The 18,336-nt window shown below is 32.8% G+C and carries 19 protein-coding genes and 2 pseudogenes; 17 read left to right on the plus strand and 4 right to left on the minus strand.

Annotated features, from left to right (window positions below; all coding sequences use genetic code 11):
• The 16 genes and pseudogenes from COI44_RS01555 to pstA all read left to right on the plus strand — a co-directional run.
• Positions 1-215 (plus strand): annotated as a pseudogene (locus COI44_RS01555) (DoxX family protein); the annotation flags it as partial.
• Positions 216-510: 295 nt separating this feature from the next.
• Positions 511-870 (plus strand): LysM peptidoglycan-binding domain-containing protein, encoded by a 360-nt coding sequence (locus COI44_RS01560; RefSeq protein WP_179886971.1) that lies wholly within the window; start codon positions 511-513, stop codon positions 868-870.
• Positions 871-1,347: 477 nt separating this feature from the next.
• Positions 1,348-1,476: a BA3454 family stress response protein gene (locus COI44_RS01565; protein ID WP_098426346.1), complete on the plus strand. Its 129-nt coding sequence runs from the start codon at positions 1,348-1,350 to the stop codon at positions 1,474-1,476.
• 556 nt (positions 1,477-2,032) lie between these two features.
• The gene (locus COI44_RS01570) at positions 2,033-2,608 is read left to right on the plus strand and encodes a TetR/AcrR family transcriptional regulator (protein WP_098426347.1); all 576 of its coding nucleotides are present in this window, start codon (positions 2,033-2,035) and stop codon (positions 2,606-2,608) included.
• Positions 2,609-2,899: 291 nt separating this feature from the next.
• Positions 2,900-4,093: an MFS transporter gene (locus tag COI44_RS01575; protein ID WP_098426348.1), complete on the plus strand. Its 1,194-nt coding sequence runs from the start codon at positions 2,900-2,902 to the stop codon at positions 4,091-4,093.
• 133 nt (positions 4,094-4,226) lie between these two features.
• Positions 4,227-4,925, plus strand: coding sequence for an SDR family oxidoreductase (locus COI44_RS01580; RefSeq protein WP_098426349.1), 699 nt, complete (start codon positions 4,227-4,229; stop codon positions 4,923-4,925).
• A 345-nt stretch (positions 4,926-5,270) separates the two neighbouring features.
• Positions 5,271-6,626: an MFS transporter gene (locus COI44_RS01585; RefSeq protein WP_098426428.1), complete on the plus strand. Its 1,356-nt coding sequence runs from the start codon at positions 5,271-5,273 to the stop codon at positions 6,624-6,626.
• 200 nt (positions 6,627-6,826) lie between these two features.
• Positions 6,827-7,090 carry an ArsR/SmtB family transcription factor gene (locus COI44_RS01590; RefSeq protein ID WP_098426350.1) on the plus strand — a complete coding sequence of 88 codons (264 nt, stop codon included), beginning with the start codon at positions 6,827-6,829 and terminating at the stop codon, positions 7,088-7,090.
• A gap of 140 nt (positions 7,091-7,230) precedes the next feature.
• A complete protein-coding gene (locus COI44_RS24415) occupies positions 7,231-7,359 on the plus strand; it encodes a hypothetical protein (protein WP_286163704.1) in 129 nt (42 codons plus the stop codon).
• 136 nt (positions 7,360-7,495) lie between these two features.
• Entirely contained in the window at positions 7,496-8,683 is a 1,188-nt protein-coding gene (locus COI44_RS01595) for an MFS transporter (RefSeq protein WP_098426351.1), read from the plus strand.
• Between the two features lie 571 nt (positions 8,684-9,254).
• Positions 9,255-10,067 carry an SDR family NAD(P)-dependent oxidoreductase gene (locus COI44_RS01600; protein WP_179886972.1) on the plus strand — a complete coding sequence of 271 codons (813 nt, stop codon included), beginning with the start codon at positions 9,255-9,257 and terminating at the stop codon, positions 10,065-10,067.
• A gap of 654 nt (positions 10,068-10,721) precedes the next feature.
• Positions 10,722-11,546, plus strand: coding sequence for a phosphate ABC transporter ATP-binding protein PstB (gene pstB / locus COI44_RS01605; RefSeq protein ID WP_098426353.1), 825 nt, complete (start codon positions 10,722-10,724; stop codon positions 11,544-11,546).
• A gap of 25 nt (positions 11,547-11,571) precedes the next feature.
• A complete protein-coding gene (gene phoU, locus COI44_RS01610) occupies positions 11,572-12,225 on the plus strand; it encodes a phosphate signaling complex protein PhoU (RefSeq protein WP_098426354.1) in 654 nt (217 codons plus the stop codon).
• A gap of 117 nt (positions 12,226-12,342) precedes the next feature.
• Complete coding sequence (locus tag COI44_RS01615) at positions 12,343-13,230, plus strand: phosphate ABC transporter substrate-binding protein PstS family protein (RefSeq protein ID WP_098426355.1); 888 nt, start codon at positions 12,343-12,345, stop codon at positions 13,228-13,230.
• Positions 13,231-13,318: 88 nt separating this feature from the next.
• A complete protein-coding gene (pstC, locus tag COI44_RS01620; RefSeq protein WP_098426356.1) occupies positions 13,319-14,215 on the plus strand; it encodes a phosphate ABC transporter permease subunit PstC in 897 nt (298 codons plus the stop codon).
• Positions 14,215-15,126, plus strand: coding sequence for a phosphate ABC transporter permease PstA (gene pstA, locus COI44_RS01625; RefSeq protein WP_098426357.1), 912 nt, complete (start codon positions 14,215-14,217; stop codon positions 15,124-15,126). Before pstC ends, pstA begins: the two co-directional genes overlap by 1 nt.
• Positions 15,127-15,443: 317 nt before the next feature.
• On the opposite strand, the gene COI44_RS23990 is transcribed toward pstA, so the two are convergent.
• The 4 genes and pseudogenes from COI44_RS23990 to COI44_RS01640 all read right to left on the minus strand — a co-directional run.
• Positions 15,444-16,253, minus strand: a complete 810-nt coding sequence (locus tag COI44_RS23990; RefSeq protein WP_353616000.1) for a YitT family protein — start codon at positions 16,251-16,253, stop codon at positions 15,444-15,446.
• 261 nt (positions 16,254-16,514) lie between these two features.
• A complete protein-coding gene (gene ytzI, locus COI44_RS23815) occupies positions 16,515-16,676 on the minus strand; it encodes a YtzI protein (RefSeq protein WP_142329207.1) in 162 nt (53 codons plus the stop codon).
• Between the two features lie 21 nt (positions 16,677-16,697).
• Positions 16,698-16,997, minus strand: coding sequence for a cytochrome aa3 quinol oxidase subunit IV (gene qoxD, locus COI44_RS01635; RefSeq protein ID WP_098426359.1), 300 nt, complete (start codon positions 16,995-16,997; stop codon positions 16,698-16,700).
• A gap of 1 nt (position 16,998) precedes the next feature.
• A pseudogene (locus COI44_RS01640) lies at positions 16,999-17,268 on the minus strand (cytochrome c oxidase subunit 3); the annotation flags it as partial.
• A 69-nt stretch (positions 17,269-17,337) separates the two neighbouring features.
• Between COI44_RS01640 and COI44_RS01645 the strand changes: the two are divergent.
• Complete coding sequence (locus COI44_RS01645) at positions 17,338-18,114, plus strand: GNAT family N-acetyltransferase (RefSeq protein WP_098426360.1); 777 nt, start codon at positions 17,338-17,340, stop codon at positions 18,112-18,114.
• Positions 18,115-18,336: the final 222 nt, after the last annotated feature.

Consider the following 18,336-nt stretch of genomic DNA (forward strand, 5'->3'; position numbering starts at 1 on the left):
TTGGTATATTGTTCATCGGGCATGGTGCTCAAAAATTATTTAGTTGGTTCGGTGGATATGGATTGAAAGGAACAGGTGGATGGTTTGAATCTATTGGCATGAAACCAGGAGTAACAATGGCTCTAATCGCGGGTTTAGCAGAATTTATTGGTGGAATATTGTTTGCTTTAGGATTTTTAACCCCTGTAGCAGGAATTTTGATTGCTGGAACTATGTGAATGGCGATAATCGATTAAACCATCATCTGATTTAACACTTCCTTCACGACCACAAGAGATGCAGTAGCTTTCGATGTAAATAATACGACCATACATAATCACCTCATTTAATTAATTGTACCTTTTACATAACGATAGTATTGATATTACATACTTGAACTATTCTTAAGATTAGATTTTAAAGATTTTTATATAATTTATCCAATACATTAAGTAAAATTTTCAAATTAAGCAAATGATAAAAATGGAAATTTATATTTATCCTATACTTAGAAGACGTAAGGTGGTATACATGCATAAGAGAATTTTATTAATACTATTTACTTTTTTATTTTTATTCTTACTTCCATCCATTACATCTTTTGCAATAGTAATATATGAGGTTAAACCCGGAGATAGTTTAAATAAAATTTCCGCACAGTACAAACTTAATGTAAAAACTTTTGCTCATTTAAATGGACTTGAAAAAAATGATAAATTAGTTATCGGCCAAGCATTGATTATACCAGGGTCAACATATTATGTCAGAGGATATGAATCGTTATGGGATATTGCTTACAGACATTCGATTAGTGTTGAGCTATTGAAATCCAAAAATAAGCTTAAAAATGACAATATAATTCCTGGTCAAATAATCCGTCTTAAAATATAGAACGTTCAAAAAATGGTCTAAGAGCGTTTAAAGTAAATCAAAAGTTAACTACTGTATCACGAATATAATCAAAAGAAATGACATATAAAAAATATTTTAACATTAATAGTCCAAAGTATGGATCTCCATTTAGTATGATGAAACATTTTGGTATCACCTATCGATATGCAGCAACAAAAATTGCGAAAGGTCTCAAAACACCTGAAGAAGTAGTAAGTGCTTGGATGTAAAGCTTTGGTGTTCGTGCAAATATCTTAAATAAAAACTTAGACCAAAGTTGGCGTTGGTTACGATTCACGCTCGAATACATGTACTCAAATGTTTATGTCACAATAAAGAAAAATCTCGAATTCTAAGTAAATTACAGTATTCCTAGTCAGCACTCGTAGAATAAATAAATTTTAAAGGAACCACTATTAGAAAATAATCTACCATACAAATTATAAACTTAGTTTTAAACTCAAAGGGGTGAACAATATGCTAGAGGTGACGGTAAACCTTAAATATAATGGAAAAAATTATCAAACCAATGTACTTGCTAAGAAGGGCACATCACAAAAACAAATATTACGCCTAGCACTAGAACAAATTAAAAAACAATGGTAGCTATCTTTGAATATAATAAGTAACTGCTAAAATATAAAAAGTGAAGTAATTAAGTCTATTTGGCATCATTGCTATTGATATGAAAACTAAATACAATTGAAGAGGCATTTTCAATTTAAATATTTTAAGACCACAATATGAACTGGACCCCAATTGTTAGACACAACTAACAATCGGAAGTGTAGTTCATAATGTGGTCTTATTTTTTATTTGGTTTAAATTAACTTTAACAAAGCTGTTTGTTTTTTATGCTAAATAAAAACACTAAATTGAAATAACAAATACTAAAGCAGCGGTGGAAAAATTGCACAATCTTCTGTTCTAGTGGTGAATTTCAAATCTTTTTGGTTTTCACAATTAATAAAAGAGTATTGAATTTTTAGTAAGCCTATTTTTATTTATGATTAAAAGGTTAAATTTATTTTCTTTTTACTTCAAAATCAATCATTAGTTAGTTTAATTAGTAAGATAGAGCTAGTTTTTATAAAGAGTGTCTTATTGAATACTCAAAGTTTATTTGTAAGTATGCTATAATCTTTCAAAAGGAGGTACGAACGTGGCTAGAAATAGAGAATATGATGAAAAAGAAGTCTTACAAAAAGCAATGGAACTATTTAGGTACCAAGGTTACGAAAAAACCTCATTGCAAGATCTTGTTTCTCATATGGGGATTCATAGAAGAAGTTTATATGATACATTTGGTGACAAACATACATTGTTTATAAAAGCATTAGAACTTTATGATAACAATATGAAGAAAAAAATGAATTTACAAGTTAAGCAATCATTTTCTGTGAAAGATGCTATTAGAAGTATATTGGAATCGGTAATTACTCAAGATAATGAAAAATCAATCGGATGTTTGACAGTGAATACTGCCACTGAGTTGGCTTTACATGATAAAGAAGTGGCAGAAAAAATTGAACAAAATTTTGCTAAGACAGAAGAAATTATTCATGAATTACTATTGCGTGGTCAAAATACAGGTGAAATTCCGAACCACCATGATTTAGAAAAATTATCACAGTTTATTCATAATTCTTTTGTAGGTTTAAGAGTATTAACAAAAACAACTAACGATAAAAATAAGCTAAAAAATATAATTGATATGACACTTTCTATATTAGATTAATTATTTAATTTTTATGTGAATGAAAAGAGTTAACTGATACAAGTTAATTCTTTTTTGTTATTAATTTTGCAATGAACATTTAAGAACAAATGGTAAAAAAAATTATTTGCCATTCGTTCTCAATATGTTATAAATAAATTCATGAGGTGGTGAAGAAGTAATACTTACTTAAGAATAGCCATGAATATACATTCTTAAATTATACAAATGATAAGGCATATAGAGTAGGGAAATTATTAACCTTATGTTTTTTTTGAGAACGAACAGTAAAAAATAGAAAGGAATATGAATATGAAAAGAATGTTATTAATTATATTATTGATGTCTTGTGGTGCAACTTTTGTTACACCGATGTTTTCATTGTATAGCGAATATTATCAATTAAGTAGTTTGCAAATTACAATTTTATTTGCAATCTATGCTGTTTTTCTTTTGCCAACTTTACTAATTGTAGGAGCAAAAGGTAACGGATGGGGGTTAAAAAGAGTAGTCCGAGTTAGTATCTTGATTTCCATTGCTTCTACCTTATTCTTGCTTGGTAACACTGGTGTGTGGATGCTATTTACTGGAAGAATTATAGAAGGAATTGCATACGGTGCCTTTACAGGTACAGCAGTAGCTTTATTAATGAGACAAACTTCTCCAAAGGAAACGAGTACCGCACTCAAACTATCAGGAGTTACAGTACTCGTTGGTTTTGGGGTTGGACCATTAATCGCTGCTTTCATGTTGCAATATATCCCTGTTCTACCTCTTAGATTACCATTGTGCATACAACTCTTTTTATTAATTATTTCGGTCGTCTTACTTGAAACGATTTCTAAAGATAATCTAACACCTGAAAAGCGTGCAAATAACAACATATCACTAGGTGTTCCGAAAAAGATCCGCTCACATTTTTGGGCTATGTCAGCACTTCCTATTTTTACAGTTTTCACGTTACAAGGAATTGCATTTGCTCTAATTCCTACATTTGTCAAAAATGTAATCCAAACGTCTAATCACTTTATTTCTGGTTTGATATTTTTTGTGCTTTTATGTGGATCAGCAACAGCCCAGTTCATACCTAGACCGACTCAACCAGTTACTCGTATTCGATTAGGGATATTGTTTCTAGTTATTGCTACATGGCTTATTGTCACCTCAGGTTTAACATCAAGTTTACCATTGTTATGGATAGGTGTATTCATACAAGCTCTAGGTGGCGGATGGACTTTTCAGAATGCGTTATTTTTTGCAGGAAAACTACCAGATCCTGAAGCTAGACCTCGTGTAATTTCAGCTTTTTATTTTGTTGCTTATATCGGATTTATCGTTCCGGTTATAGGAGTTGGAGTACTTACAAAATTTTTCAATTTAAACATAGCACTTGTATTTCTTAATTTGTTTGCAACGATTATTGTTATCTATATCTTGTTGTATTCAATTAGATTTAAACGTGACATTTCAAAGCCTATAGTTCAAAATCATGGAGCAAAATATTGATATGCTATGGATTAACAATTATAAAAGGGAAATACCCTAACATTCCCCCCTTTTTCGAACGTTTAAGAATGATTATTCTCAAATGGGTAAAACAATTAATTATAAAAAAATACAATATGAGGTGAATACATAGATGGAAATTTCAAATCAAACAGCACTAATTACAAGTGCTAATCGAGGACTCGGTCGTCATCTAGCACAAGAACTACTTGCTAGAGGAGCGAAGGTTTATGCAGGGGTTAGAAACCTGGAAATGATGGACCTTCCTGGAGTCATCCCGTTACAGCTAAATATTACAGATGAAAAGTCAATTGCTGCAGCAGTGAAAATTGCGAAAGATGTAACATTATTAATCAATAATGCTGGATCTAATACAGAAGCCGCGCTTATAGACGGTGAAATGGAAAAAATTCGTTTAGAGATGGAGACACATTTTTTTGGCACTCTCTCGATGATTCGCACCTTTGCTCCGATACTTGAAAAAAATGGGGGAGGAACAATCCTTAATATTCTATCAGTTCTATCTTGGTTGAGTTTGAACGGAGGAGGAGCATATCAAGCGGCAAAATCAGCGGAATGGAGTTTGACGAATACGTTTCGATTAGTTTTAGCGCAAAAAAATATTCTTGTTTCTGGTTTACATGTTGCATATATGGAGACGGACATGACAGCAAAAATTAAGGCTCCAAAAGCTAACCCTGCAGACATTGCTAAGATTGCAATCGACGGTATAGAAGCCGAAAGTTATGAAATTGTAGCAGACAATTTGAGCAAAATGGTACAGCAAAATTTATCTGGTGGTGTAAAAGCAATATACCCACAATTGTTTTGACAATAAAAAGCATTGGCAGTATTCAGTTCTAGAATAACAAATTTAGAAGATACTTCTACAAGAAATTGTTTGTCTCATCTTTTAGTAGTAGGTCCAATAACTGATAGGAGTATGCTTCTTATCCATTCTACACTACATGGGGGACCTTGTGGATAGCTGATGCTGTTATGAGATAACATTTTATTGCACTCTCACTGAGGTGCATTTGCAAATTTTTTTAACAAAAAGCTGAACTTAATGCAGTTCTTTTAAGAAGCAGATTAGGAAACAACTGTAAATATTTATGGGCTTAGAACCACCAATTTAACAATGGATGGAGTATAGCATTTTATGGGAGCTAACAACATGAAAGACAAAATCGTAATGCCGTTATGGACGTTTGGACTGTTCATCGTCGTAATGAACACGACAATGTTTAACGTCTCCATTCCAAGCATAATTAAGGATATTGGGGTTTCGACCTCTTTTGGATCTTGGATTGTTTCAAGCTACTCAATCGGTTATGCATTATCAACGCTGATTTACAGCAGGCTTTCAGATGTATTAACAATTCGAAGATTGCTGTCGATAGGACTCATAATATTTGGAGTTTCTTCCATTTTCGGCATCTTCGCGACAAATTTTCAAACTTTGCTAATTGTTCGAATTGCGCAGTCCGCCGGAGCCGGCGCGATGCCAGGACTTGGACTTGTTATAGCTAACAGGTATATTCCTTATGAAAAGCGAGGAAGAGCAATTTCAATGATTTCGGCTGGATCTGCAATGGCATTTGGACTTGGACCAATTTTCGGTGGCTTGATAAGCGAGTACATCGGATGGAATGATTTATTTACTGTTTCTTGCATTGTACTTGTTCTTCTCCCGATTCTGTTTCGTCTGATCCCTAAAGAGGAGTTAAAGCCGTTCCAGTTTGACATGACTGGTGCCTGCCAGACCGTCGTTAATGCGGTGACACTTTTGACCGCCGTCACTCAGCGCTCAACCGCTTGGCTGGCAATCGGATTGTTATCCATTGCGGCCCATTTCTGGTACATCAAACACAAGAAAGGCTCATTCATCAATCGGGAACTCTTTACAAAGCCAACGTACCGAAAACTACTTATTGTCGGTTTCTGCATTCTGGTGCTGAATCTTGGTAACTTGTTTTTAATGCCATTGGCACTTGCTAATTTATTTGGCAAAACTCCGTTGGCTATCGGACTTACAATCGCACCAGGAGCCGTTTTATCAGCTTTACTCATGCTCTTCGTTGGACGTTGGATTGACCAGTTCGGAAGTGTACGATTTCTGATTCTTGGCCATGCCATTTTAGCTCTCGTTTTGATAGCCTTTTGGGCGGATCTCGGCCATTCGCCGACTGTCCTCTTGTTTGGGTATTTATTTTTCTCGCCTGCGCTTTCTGTAACGTTAGCTTCGTTAAACTACGAAACGTCACGCATTTTGCCATCTAAGTTGATTGGTTCAGGCATGGGACTCATGCAGCTCATTCAGTTTTTTGGAGGTGCTTTTTCAGTTGCAGTTAGTGGTTTATTACTCGAATTTCAAAAAAAGAATCCGCTGGTCAGTTCCTACGAAAATGTATATGGCGTTTTAATTGTTGTATGCATTTTCTCGTTAATCACGCTTCTCTTATACATTAAACCCGTCCGTCAGTCGGGGTCTTTAAAGAATAAGCTAGCTGAAAAAGAGAGGGCACAATAAAATTTAAAGGAAGAAGAATCAGGCTGAACTGAGCAAGGGATGAATTTTTAGAGCACTCTAATTTTTGTTACTCTTTATATTGGAGATATTAATCGAGAATAGCTTTGATTTAAAAAGCTCACTTGACATAGCAACTCTTTCTAATTACTATATTTCTAGAAACACTGAAATAATAAATTGCCGAAAGGAGTTTTTTAAAGGTGAATGATGATATTGCAGTAAAAGTCTATAAAGCACTAGGTGAATCGACTCGATTACAAATTGTAAAATTACTAGTTCAGCAAACAGAGTTAGCTTGCCTTGAAATGGCAAATCAATTAAAAGTTCCTGCCAATTCTACATTGACGCATCATTTAAAACCATTACTTGAATGCGGATTATTAGCAGTTCGCAGAGAGGGAACCTTCAGATATTATAGTTTACAAAGAGAAGTCCTTGCACAATATGCTTCCGCCTTACTTTAATCATAAAGCGGATTAATTTTAAATTTAAATTTCAGTATTTATAGAAATACTGAATAACTAAATATGAAAATGCAGATGGAAAAACGATGCATCAATTAGTCCGAAAGTACTGAGTTAGTGTCATTATTGGGGTAGGAGATTTGAACCAAGAAACGGCGAATCAAGCGATTGAAGAAGGAATAATTGATGAAGCTGCTTTCGGTCGTCCATTTATTTCTAATCTTGATTTAATTGATCGTTTAAAAAATGGAAATGAATTGGAAGAATAAGATGTGAAAAAGCATCTTAATACAATAATATAAATAACTAAAATAGTAAGAAGCTTAAATAGCTTCTTTCATTTTGAATTTTATTTCGATATTTATAGAAATATTCAAATTAATAATATTTAGGAGGAAATTTCACTTGTCAAATACAGCAAAGATTTATATTTTAGCACTGATAAGTTTTTTAGTCGGTACTTCACAACCCATCATCTCAGGTATTTTGGATAAAATGGCAGAGGCTCTAGGAGTGTCAATTGGAGCGGCTGGTCAATTAATTACAGTTTTTTCATTAGCCTATGCCATCGGTACACCTATATTACTGGTATTAACGGCTAAAATGGAAAGACGAAAATTACTGATCTATGCGTTATTTGTTTTTATTATAGGAAATTTACTTTCAGTGATTGTTCCAGGGTATGGATTATTTATAATTGCTCGCATTATTATGGCTTTAAGTACTGGTGTAGCAGTCGTTACAATTTTAAATATCGCAGCAAAGATTGCACCTGCTAATAAAAAGGCCAGTTCAATAGCAACAGTTGTCATGGGATTTACCGCATCATTAATCATTGGCGTTCCTATTGGACGTTTTATTACATCCACGTATAACTGGAAATTTGTATTTATCGGTACCGCAATATTAGTTTTACTTGTCATTTTTATTGTTTTCAATACAATACCAAAAATGAATGGTGATGCTTCAATCCCTTTAATGAGACAAATTGCTATGTTCAAAAAACCAAAAATTACTTTAGCATTATCAATCACCTTCTTTTTAATGACCGGATACGGTATTCTTTTTACTTATTTATCTCCATTCCTTGTAAAAAATGTAGGTATGAGTGATTCTCTAGTAAGCATTACTTTACTAGTTCTTGGAGTTGCAAGCTTATTTGGTTCTAAACTAGGTGGATTAAGTGCAGATAAGAGAGGCGTAATTTTCACATTAAAAATAGGGTTACTTGTAAACGTAACATCTTTAATCGTGCTTTCATTCATATCACATTCAATTATTGCTGTATTTGTTATATTGACATTCTGGTCATTTGCAGGCTGGTCATCAGGTGCAACTCAACAATATAATTTAGCAACGCTATCACCTGAATCCTCAGATGTGTTGCTAGGTCTGAACCAATCGATGATGCAATTTGGCTTTGCGGCTGGTGCAGGTTTTGGTGGAATAATTGTGGGGAAAATATCATTGTCTTCTATTACATGGTTCAGTGCGTTAAGTATTTTGTTTGCAATTATTACAACATTTGGATTATCACGTTTCTTAAATAAAAAGGTGGTCAACCAAGGTTTTACTGTACAAAAGGGAGCTTGATCAAATCGGTAGTCTTAATTCGATATCTTTGTATTTATCTTCAATAAATTAATTCTCGTTTAAAGATAGAGCTAACAAAATTCTAATTAATTTTTGTTGTTAATTTTCAAATGACCATTTGAGAACAATTGGTAAAAAATTATTATTTATCGTTCGTTCTCAATATGGTATAAATATATAAATGAGGAGGTAATAAATGATTTTATATGTAGCCATATAGAATAACTAGAGAATATTCATTATTATTAATATAGAAGTATGAGAGTTTGTTTATTTTAGAATAAACATTCTCAAAAGAGCTGCAGCATTAATTATTATGAGCAAGCAAAAAGAAAGAAGTTGGGTCATAAGTGATTAGTTACGCTAAAAGCAACTGCAATTATATATTTACAGATAGGACAATCTCCCCTATGATGTCGCGGTCAATGGAAAAGTTGCGCGTACAATGGGAAATTTTTGGGGGATTTTATCAAAGATTATCAAATTAAAATATGTTACTGATTGATCGCCGTCAAGTGTTGTCATCAAAGCGGGATCAAATCTGAATAATTAAAAAGGAGAAATGATAAAGATGAGTAAAGTATGGTTTATTACAGGAACTTCAACAGGATTTGGTAGAGAATTTGTGCAGCAGCTTCTTCAAGCAGGAGACAAAGTGGTCGCTACGGCGCGCAATCTTAAAGCTATACAGGATTTTAAAGAACTGGCACCGGAGCGTGTTCACCTCGCTGCTTTGGACGTGACAAACAAGGCGCAAATCCAATCCGCTGTTCAAGAAGCGGTTGACGTATTCGGGAAAATCGATATTGTCGTGAATAATGCCGGATACGGACTGTTCGGTATGCTGGAGGAGTACACAGATGAACAAATCAGAAATCAGTTCGACGTCAACGTATTCGGTGTACTAGATGTCATTCGAGCGACACTACCCGTTTTTAAACGTCAAGGATCGGGACATTACGTTAATTTTTCATCTTTTTTCGGAACTTGGTCAATGCCTCCATACAGCCTGTACGCTGCATCCAAGTTTGCAGTTGAAGGGTTCTCTGAAGCGTTCGCACAAGAGTTTGCAAGCTTTGGGATCAAGACGACAATCGTTGAACCATCCGTGTATGCAACTGAGTTTTTAGGCGAATCAATGCAACATGCCGAGAAGAAACAAGAATATGCTCCGTTGTATGAAGCAATCGAGAAAGGAATGACAAACATCAAGATTGGCGACCCAGCAAAAGCGGTGCAATATATCATTTCCATGATAAAAAGCGATAATGTACCACTGCGAATTCCTGTTGGTTCTCATGCTGCATATACGATACGCGAAGCATATAGTAAACGCCTTGAAGAGGTGAACACATTGTTAGACCGTGCTGCTGAAGCTGACTGACAGGCTGAAATAGAAACGTTAATCTAAGACTTTCTTTTTAGAAACTTTAAACGACGCTGCTTCTTAATAATGGAACAGTCTAAAAATACTAATTTAATAATTTACCTGTTCAACTATTCCATGCATTAATCGAATAATTTAAAGGAGCTGATGATTAATCAGCTTCTTTTTCGCAATTTGGCCAGCTTTTTGCAAAAGGATTTTATTATCATAATAGAATAGTGATAACATCATTTAAATTAGGGATGCATAGATAATGGATTATAATCAAAATGAACAAGTAATGAAATCAATATAATTTGATCCATTTAAAACAAACTATCTTCTTTAAAAGTTATTTAGAATATATTTGTACATTCATTTTATTTGAGAATAATACTTTAAAATATTTTCTATACCAGTTTCAACTTTAGATTTTACCCTTATTCAATTTATGAATAAGGGTTTTTATATTATAAATTATAAAAAGTCAGGTTCTACTTAATAGAATCCAACTTATTTGAGATAACATCTTGATGTTAATGTTGCTAAAATTTGAAAGAGCAAATGACAACTAAATAAATTACATTTTGGTGGGAATATTAGAAATAATAGGTAATAAGAGTTGGATTAAGAATTGTGATTAAACTTCAAAACGGAAGGGTATCGGAATAAATGACTAATACATTGATTAAAGAAAAACATGATATAAAACATACGATCGAAGAGCAATCTGATTTAAAAAAATCAATTGTTTATGATACACAGAATTTATCTCTTTGGTATGGTCAAGATAAAGCATTAAAAGATATCAATTTAAGTATTTATGAAAATGAAGTGACAGCAATCATCGGACCAAGTGGTTGTGGTAAATCCACCTATTTAAAAACTTTAAATAGAATGGTTGAATTAGTACCAACCGTTAGAACTGAGGGTAGTATATTATATCGTGATCAAAATATTTTTGATAAAAATTATCCCGTTGAAGAATTAAGAACCCATGTTGGTATGGTATTTCAAAAACCAAATGTGTTTCCTAAATCGATTTGGGAAAATGTAGCTTATGGACCAAAAATTCAAGGTATTAAAGATAAAAAAGAGCTAAATCAAATAGTTGAAAAAAGTTTAAAGGGTGCTGCAATTTGGGAAGAGGTGAAGGATCGTATCCATGAAAATGCTTTTGGCCTTTCAGGAGGTCAGCAACAACGATTATGTATAGCACGATGTTTAGCAATTGAACCAGACGTTATTTTAATGGATGAGCCCACATCTGCTTTAGATCCTATATCTACATTAAAAGTAGAAGAGCTTATTCATGAGCTGAAAAAAGAATTCAGTATTATTATCGTTACTCACAATATGCAACAGGCTGCTCGGGTATCTGATAGAACTGCGTTTTTCTTAAGTGGTGAAGTAATTGAATACTCTGATACGAATAAATTATTTTCTACACCAAAAGATAAACGAACTGAGGATTATATCACTGGACGTTTCGGTTAATGGAAGGATTATGGGGTGATCATTAATGAGACATAAATTTGAAGAAGATTTAAGAACCTTACAAGAATTAATCATCGAATTAGCTGAGAAAACGAAAAAGGCTGTTATTAAAAGTATGGATGCATTTCGAAACGAAAATATTGAAAAAGCATTAGAAGTAATTGATGAAGATAATCGTATTAATAAATTAGAAGAAGAGATAAATGAATTAATCGTTGTAATAATTACTAGACAACAACCTGTAGCAGTAGACTTGAGAAGGAATTTAACAGCTATTAAAATTTCACACGATCTTGAACGAGTTGCTGATTATGCTGTAAATATCGCGAAGTCGACGATTAGGATACGTGACCGACAAGAAAATTTACCATTAGAAAATATTGAAAAAATGCATGAATTAGGGATTGATATGTTATCTAGAGCAGTAGACGCATATCGCACAGAGGATTTATATGCGGCTAAAGAGATTGGCGAAATCGATGATCAAGTAGATGATTTATATGGAGAAACAGTTAAATTATTAATGAGTAGTATCGCCGATTCACCTGATCACGTTACTAATTTAATGCAGATGGCATTTATTTGTAGATTTCTTGAAAGAATTGCAGACTATGCAACGAATATAGCTGAGAATATTTATTATCTTGTAAAAGGTAAATACTATTTCTTAAACCAATAAAAACGAAACGATAAAATTTATAAAAAAGCATAGCAGTTTTTTTAAAGCACAAACTATTTTTGTATATTTAAAGTGCAAAAATTTGAAGGTTAACTAATTTTTCTTTGGAGGTATCTTATGAAACGCAATTTTAAACTAATATTTGCATTTTTATTAGTAGCAGTCTTTTTAGTAGGATGTAACACTCAAAAAAATACAAATAAAAAGAATCAAACTGGTGGCGGAAAATTAAGTGGTACGATTACAGCAGCTGGTTCAACTGCGTTACAGCCTTTAGCTGAGGAAGCTGCTACGGAATTCATGAGTAATAATCCAGGTGTTTCCATAACTATTCAAGGTGGAGGAAGTGGAACTGGGGTAAACCAAGTAACATCTGGAGCGGTTCAAATTGGGAATTCTGATGTACCTGCTACTGAAAAACTTAGTGACCCAGCTCTTGCAAAGGGTTTAGTTGAAACAAAAGTCGCAGGAATCGGTTATTCGATTATTGTTAATAAAGAGGTTACAGTTACTTCATTAACGTTAAAACAAATTCAAGATATCTTCTCAGGGACAATTACTAATTGGAAAGATGTTGGGGGCAAGGACGAGAAAATAAATGTGATAAATCGTCCTGCTGCTTCTGGGACAAGAGCAGCTTTCGAAAAAACAGTTATGAGTGGTGTGAAAATAAACGATTCAGTCGGTACAGTTCAAGATTCAAATGGGGCTGTTGAACAAGCAATTAATAGTACTCCAGGGACGATTTCTTATTTAGCAAATTCATATCTAGTTGGGGATAAAAAAAATGCTTTAACAATTGTTCAAATAGATGGAAATGATTCTTCAATCGATAATATAACAAATGGAAAATATCCATTCTACTCATATGAGTACATGATTACAAAAGGTGATTTAATGGACCCTGTAAAAAGTTATATAGATTTTGTTAAAGGCGATGATTTTTCAGCGAAAGTAGAAGAAATGGGTTATATATCGATGTCCAAAATGGGTAATTTAAAATAATGTTCTAACTCTAAAAGGGTGTTCTATTTCAACTTATGTTTGATTAGGCACCCTTTATTAGCACTTAAATTTTTATTAGGAGTTATTTATGAAAATAAGAAAAAAAAATTATTTTGCAAGTGAATACTTAGGAAGAACATTAGTAACTTTCTGCGGTATTTTAATGGTGCTTACTACGATTTTAATTATTATTTTTATTGTTAGTAAAGGAATTCAATCATTTACTCAGAGTAATATTTCACTATTTGAAATGCTATTTTCTCCTGGTTGGAGCCCAAATGATGCTCAAAATCCGAGGTTCGGAGCACTTATATTTATTACTGGTTCAATCGTCGTATCAATTGGGGCTGTCATAATTGCAGCACCAATTGCAATCGCATTAGCTATTTTTATGAATTATATTTCACCTATCTTTGGAGATAAAATATTAAAACCTGTTTTAGAAATACTTGTCGGTATTCCTTCAGTTGTCTACGGATTTCTAGGTGTAACAATTCTAGTTCCGATTATTCGTAATCATATAGGTGGAGTTGGTTTTAGTTTAATTGCAGGAATAATTGTATTGAGCATAATGATTCTTCCAACGATTGCAAGTATAGCATCAGATGCGATTAGAGCAGTTCCAAAAGATTATTTAGAGGCTTCTTATGGATTAGGTTCTACTCGGTGGCAAGCAATTAGTAAAGCTATTGTTCCTGCTGCTACCATTAATGTATTGACTGGTGTAGTACTGGGTTTAGCTAGAGCTTTTGGCGAAGCTTTAGCAGTTCAGATGGTTATTGGTAATACACTTCAATTCCCTAAAAGTATTTTTGCTCCTACTATCACATTAACTGGTATATTAACAATGGATATGGCGAATACGATGAATGGAACGCCATGGAACAATGCATTATGGTCATTAGCAATGATTTTACTATGCATTTCATTTTTCTTTATTTTAATTATACGTTTAATAGGTAAAAGAAAGGGGGGACAAGTATAATGAATGCTCGAAGTATTGATAAATTATGGACAATCATTCTCTATGTCGTTTCATTATTAATTGTTTTACTACTTATTTATCTAATATGGGAAATTATTTCAAAAGGATGGGGATTTTGGGATCCAAACTTTTTATTTGGAATACCAAGTAATACTCAAGCCGGGGGTGGAATTGGTCCTCAATTATTTAATTCATTTTATATTTTAGTATTAACATTGGCTATTTCAATACCACTAGGATTAGGTTCAGGAATCTATTTGGCAGAATATGCAAAGCCAGGTAAGTTTCTAAGTTTTGTAAGACTTTGTATAGAAACTTTAGCTTCTTTACCATCAATCGTAGTGGGATTATTCGGATTACTTGTATTTGTTACAATGACTGGTTGGGGCTATTCTTTAATTGGAGGTTCACTCGCGATTACAATTTTAAATCTACCAAGTCTTACCCGTGTATCAGAAACAGCACTACTAGATGTTCCGAAAAATATTAAAGAAGGTAGTTTTGGTTTAGGAGCTACAAAATGGCAAACGATTGTTAAAATCAGTATTCCTACAGCAATTCCACAACTCATCACTGGAATTATTCTATCCGCAGGCAGAATTTTTGGTGAAGCAGCAGCACTTATCTATACAGCAGGATTAACAACGCCAGTTTTAAATTCGGTTGCTCCAATTAATAGCCAAATGAATCCATTTAATATTTTTCGGCCTGCAGAAACATTAGCAGTTCATATTTGGAAACTGAATTCTGAAGGAATTGTCCCAGATGCTCAAGAAATTGCTGCAAAATCGGCTGCAGTGTTGATCGTTATGGTCCTATTATTTAATCTATTAGCTCGATTAATTGCTAATTTTATTCATAGAAGATATACAGGTACTAAAAGAAAAGTAAAAGTAAAAGAAATTATGTAAATTTAATTCAATTGTCATGTACTTCAACGCTTTCTAGTGAATTAGAAAGATTTACTAAAAATAAACGAGGACAGATAGGGCAAGACTGTGGCATCGACTTACAATTGGTGAGAAGACCTTATTTTCGGGAATCCAATAGAAATTGAAAAGTTCATTTGTGACAGGGCTTACTGAAATAGGAACTTAATGATCAATTGAAGTGAACCCAAAAAGTTAGACAAATCGATTTTATACAGCTAAGAGGATTGACTCTGTAATGAACAGAAGACAATCCTCCAACCTTTGGTTTATATTTAAACTTTACTGTCAACAATCACTTATGTTTTCCTGAATCGTCCCATCACTTCAAGGGTTTGTGATATGTTTACAAAAGCATTTGGATCAACCATTCTGATGGCATGTTTTGTTTCATTCAATTCGAATCTTGTAATGACAGTTGTAAGGACTTTTTTCGGTTTATGTGAGTAAGCGCCTTCAGCATTATGTACTGTAATCCCTCTTAGATGTAAATGGATAAGGGCTTCTATTAATTCGTCCCCCTTGTCAGTGACAATTCTTAAGGTTAATTTGTTTTGTGTTGTATATACCATATCGACTGCACGACCAGCTACGTAGATCGTGATAATGGTATATAAAGTGATTTTCCATCCAAATATAAACCCAGAAATACAGACTACCAATAGATTCATACATGCACTCAAAAATCCCACCTGCATATTCTTTTTTTGAGAAAGAATCAGGCTGACTATATCCGTTCCCCCCGTTGAGCCGCCATTCCTTATGATCAGTCCGACAGAAACTCCATAAAGAGCGCCTCCTATTATAGAAGAAAGAAGAATATCATTGGTTATTGCATGGATGGGAATTATTTTTAAACTAAAAGATAAAACAACAACTGAATAGATCGTAAAAAAGATAAATTTTTTACCTAGATTTTTAAAACCCAAAATGAATAAAGGAATATTGATAATGAAAACAATCCAACCCGTATTAACATGTATATAATGATGAATGAAAAATGCAATTCCAGTAACTCCACCGGATGCCAATTTATGAGGGATAAGAAAAGTGTTATAGGCATATCCAAAAAGTATGGAGCATAAACCAATTAAGATGACTTGATATATTAGTCAATAAGCACCCTCTAAAAGTTTCTCTTAATGATAGTATGGATTATTTAATTTTTTTTAATAAAAAACAAAAAGCGTGTGCCTGTTTTATTAATTCAATCTGTTATCAATTTACTTATCGAAATATCATTTTTCTTATTCAACTATATTTCCAGTTAGCACAAAAAAGGGGCTACTGAAGTAGACCCTTTCAGTGTGTATACAAAGTCCAAAACGCTTGGAAAACATCAAACAAATACTACCATTTATTGGTTACAATTATTTATCATTTTTATCTTTATTAACGTTATTAATATTTATTTCATCAATTTTATCAACTTTATGTTTTACTCCATAACCTTTATTTACTGAAACAATAAAGGCACCAAATACAACACAGATAATAATTCCACCTACAACATATACAGCTGTTATTGACATAAAATCACCTCTAAATTTATTTTAAAGCTTCAGATCATAGACATATCCCCAAATCATACAGAGTAAGGTACCGAATACGGTAACTAGTGCGATTGATAATGCGTAAAAGATATTTGTATAAATTGCCCCTTTTTCTGTTGTTTCACCTGCATGCATAAACACTACTAATTGAAGACTCGCTTGTAAAAATGCTGTTACAAGCAATATTGTCATCCCAACAGTAAATGACAAATTAAAGAAGTATACAACTATTGCAATTCCAGTTAGAATAATTGAAAATGCAAAGCCTTTAACTTGCTTAAGAGGAAATAATTCTTTCATGCTACATCAATCCTTTCAGATAAACAAAGCTAAAAATGAAGATCCATACTACGTCTAAAAAATGCCAGTAGAGTGAAAAGATAAATGTTTTATTAGCGATTTCTGGAGTGATTCCTCTTTTTCGAATTTGTAACATGATAAATAATCCCCAAAAAAATCCAAGTGTAACATGAGCCCCGTGTGTACCTAAAGTTGTTAATAGAATTGCAGTAAATGCGCTAGTTTGTAATCCTGCACCAACATGCACATAATGTACGAATTCTGAAATCTCAAAATTTTTATAAGTGATTTTATTACAAAAGTATTAAGAAGTTGATTAATAAATAGGAGATGAAATGAGATGGATTTTTATGTTAAAGAATGTAAACAAGGTGATGTTGAACATTTAATCCGAGAATATGTAAGTAACTTGAGTTCTCCTATAGATTCCTTCTTAGAGGATCACATTTTAAATTCAATATTTTATAGTATCAGTTACAATTTTGTAGTAGTAGGTTATTATGCCATTCATAATAACCAGTGTCTTACACAATTTTATATAGACTTACGATATTATAATGAATCTCAAAATACATTTAAATATGTTCTTAGGAAGCATTCTATACAATCTATACTAGTTCCAACATACGACGAACTTTTTTTAAGCTTGGTATTAGATCATGATTATAAGATAGAAAAACAAGCTTACATTTTCCAAGATAATAAATTAGACATTCCAAAAGAGAAATTATATTTAAGTGGGGAATTCAGAGCAGCTGTCCATAACGATGCTATAAAAATAAAAGAAGTGTGTCAGGACTTCATTGATAAATTGGAGGAACGTATTGAAAATGGAGAAATATTCATTTTTGTTAAAAGAAATACTCTACTCGGAATTGGAAGTGTAGAAAGAAGTATGCTACTCGACAAAATTGCAAGTATCGGCATGTTTACAAATGAACAGTTTAGAAAACAAGGAATAGGTAGAACGCTAATTTACCATTTAAAGAACTGGTGTTATGACAATAATCTAAAACCTTTTTGTGGCTGCTGGTATTATAATATTGAGTCGAAACTAACTATAGAAAGTACTGGTATGGTTTCTAGAACTAGATTATTAAACATCAAAGTCCACTAAATTATTCAATTTTTATTAATAATTAAGAAATTAACTTTATGGTATATCTAACTCCTTTGGTTTTAGTGCCCACAATTCAGCTATTGTATTGAAAAAGTATAAATAAATTTCGAATTAAGAAGTTAAAAAAGAGGGACTTTAATTCCCTCTTTTTATTAAGGTAAGGATCTTAATTTACTAAATACCAAATAAATTTATAAGTTTTTACATCATATATTTATA

The organism is Bacillus sp. AFS088145 (assembly GCF_002564465.1).
GTDB lineage: Bacteria > Bacillota > Bacilli > Bacillales > Bacillaceae_G > Gottfriedia.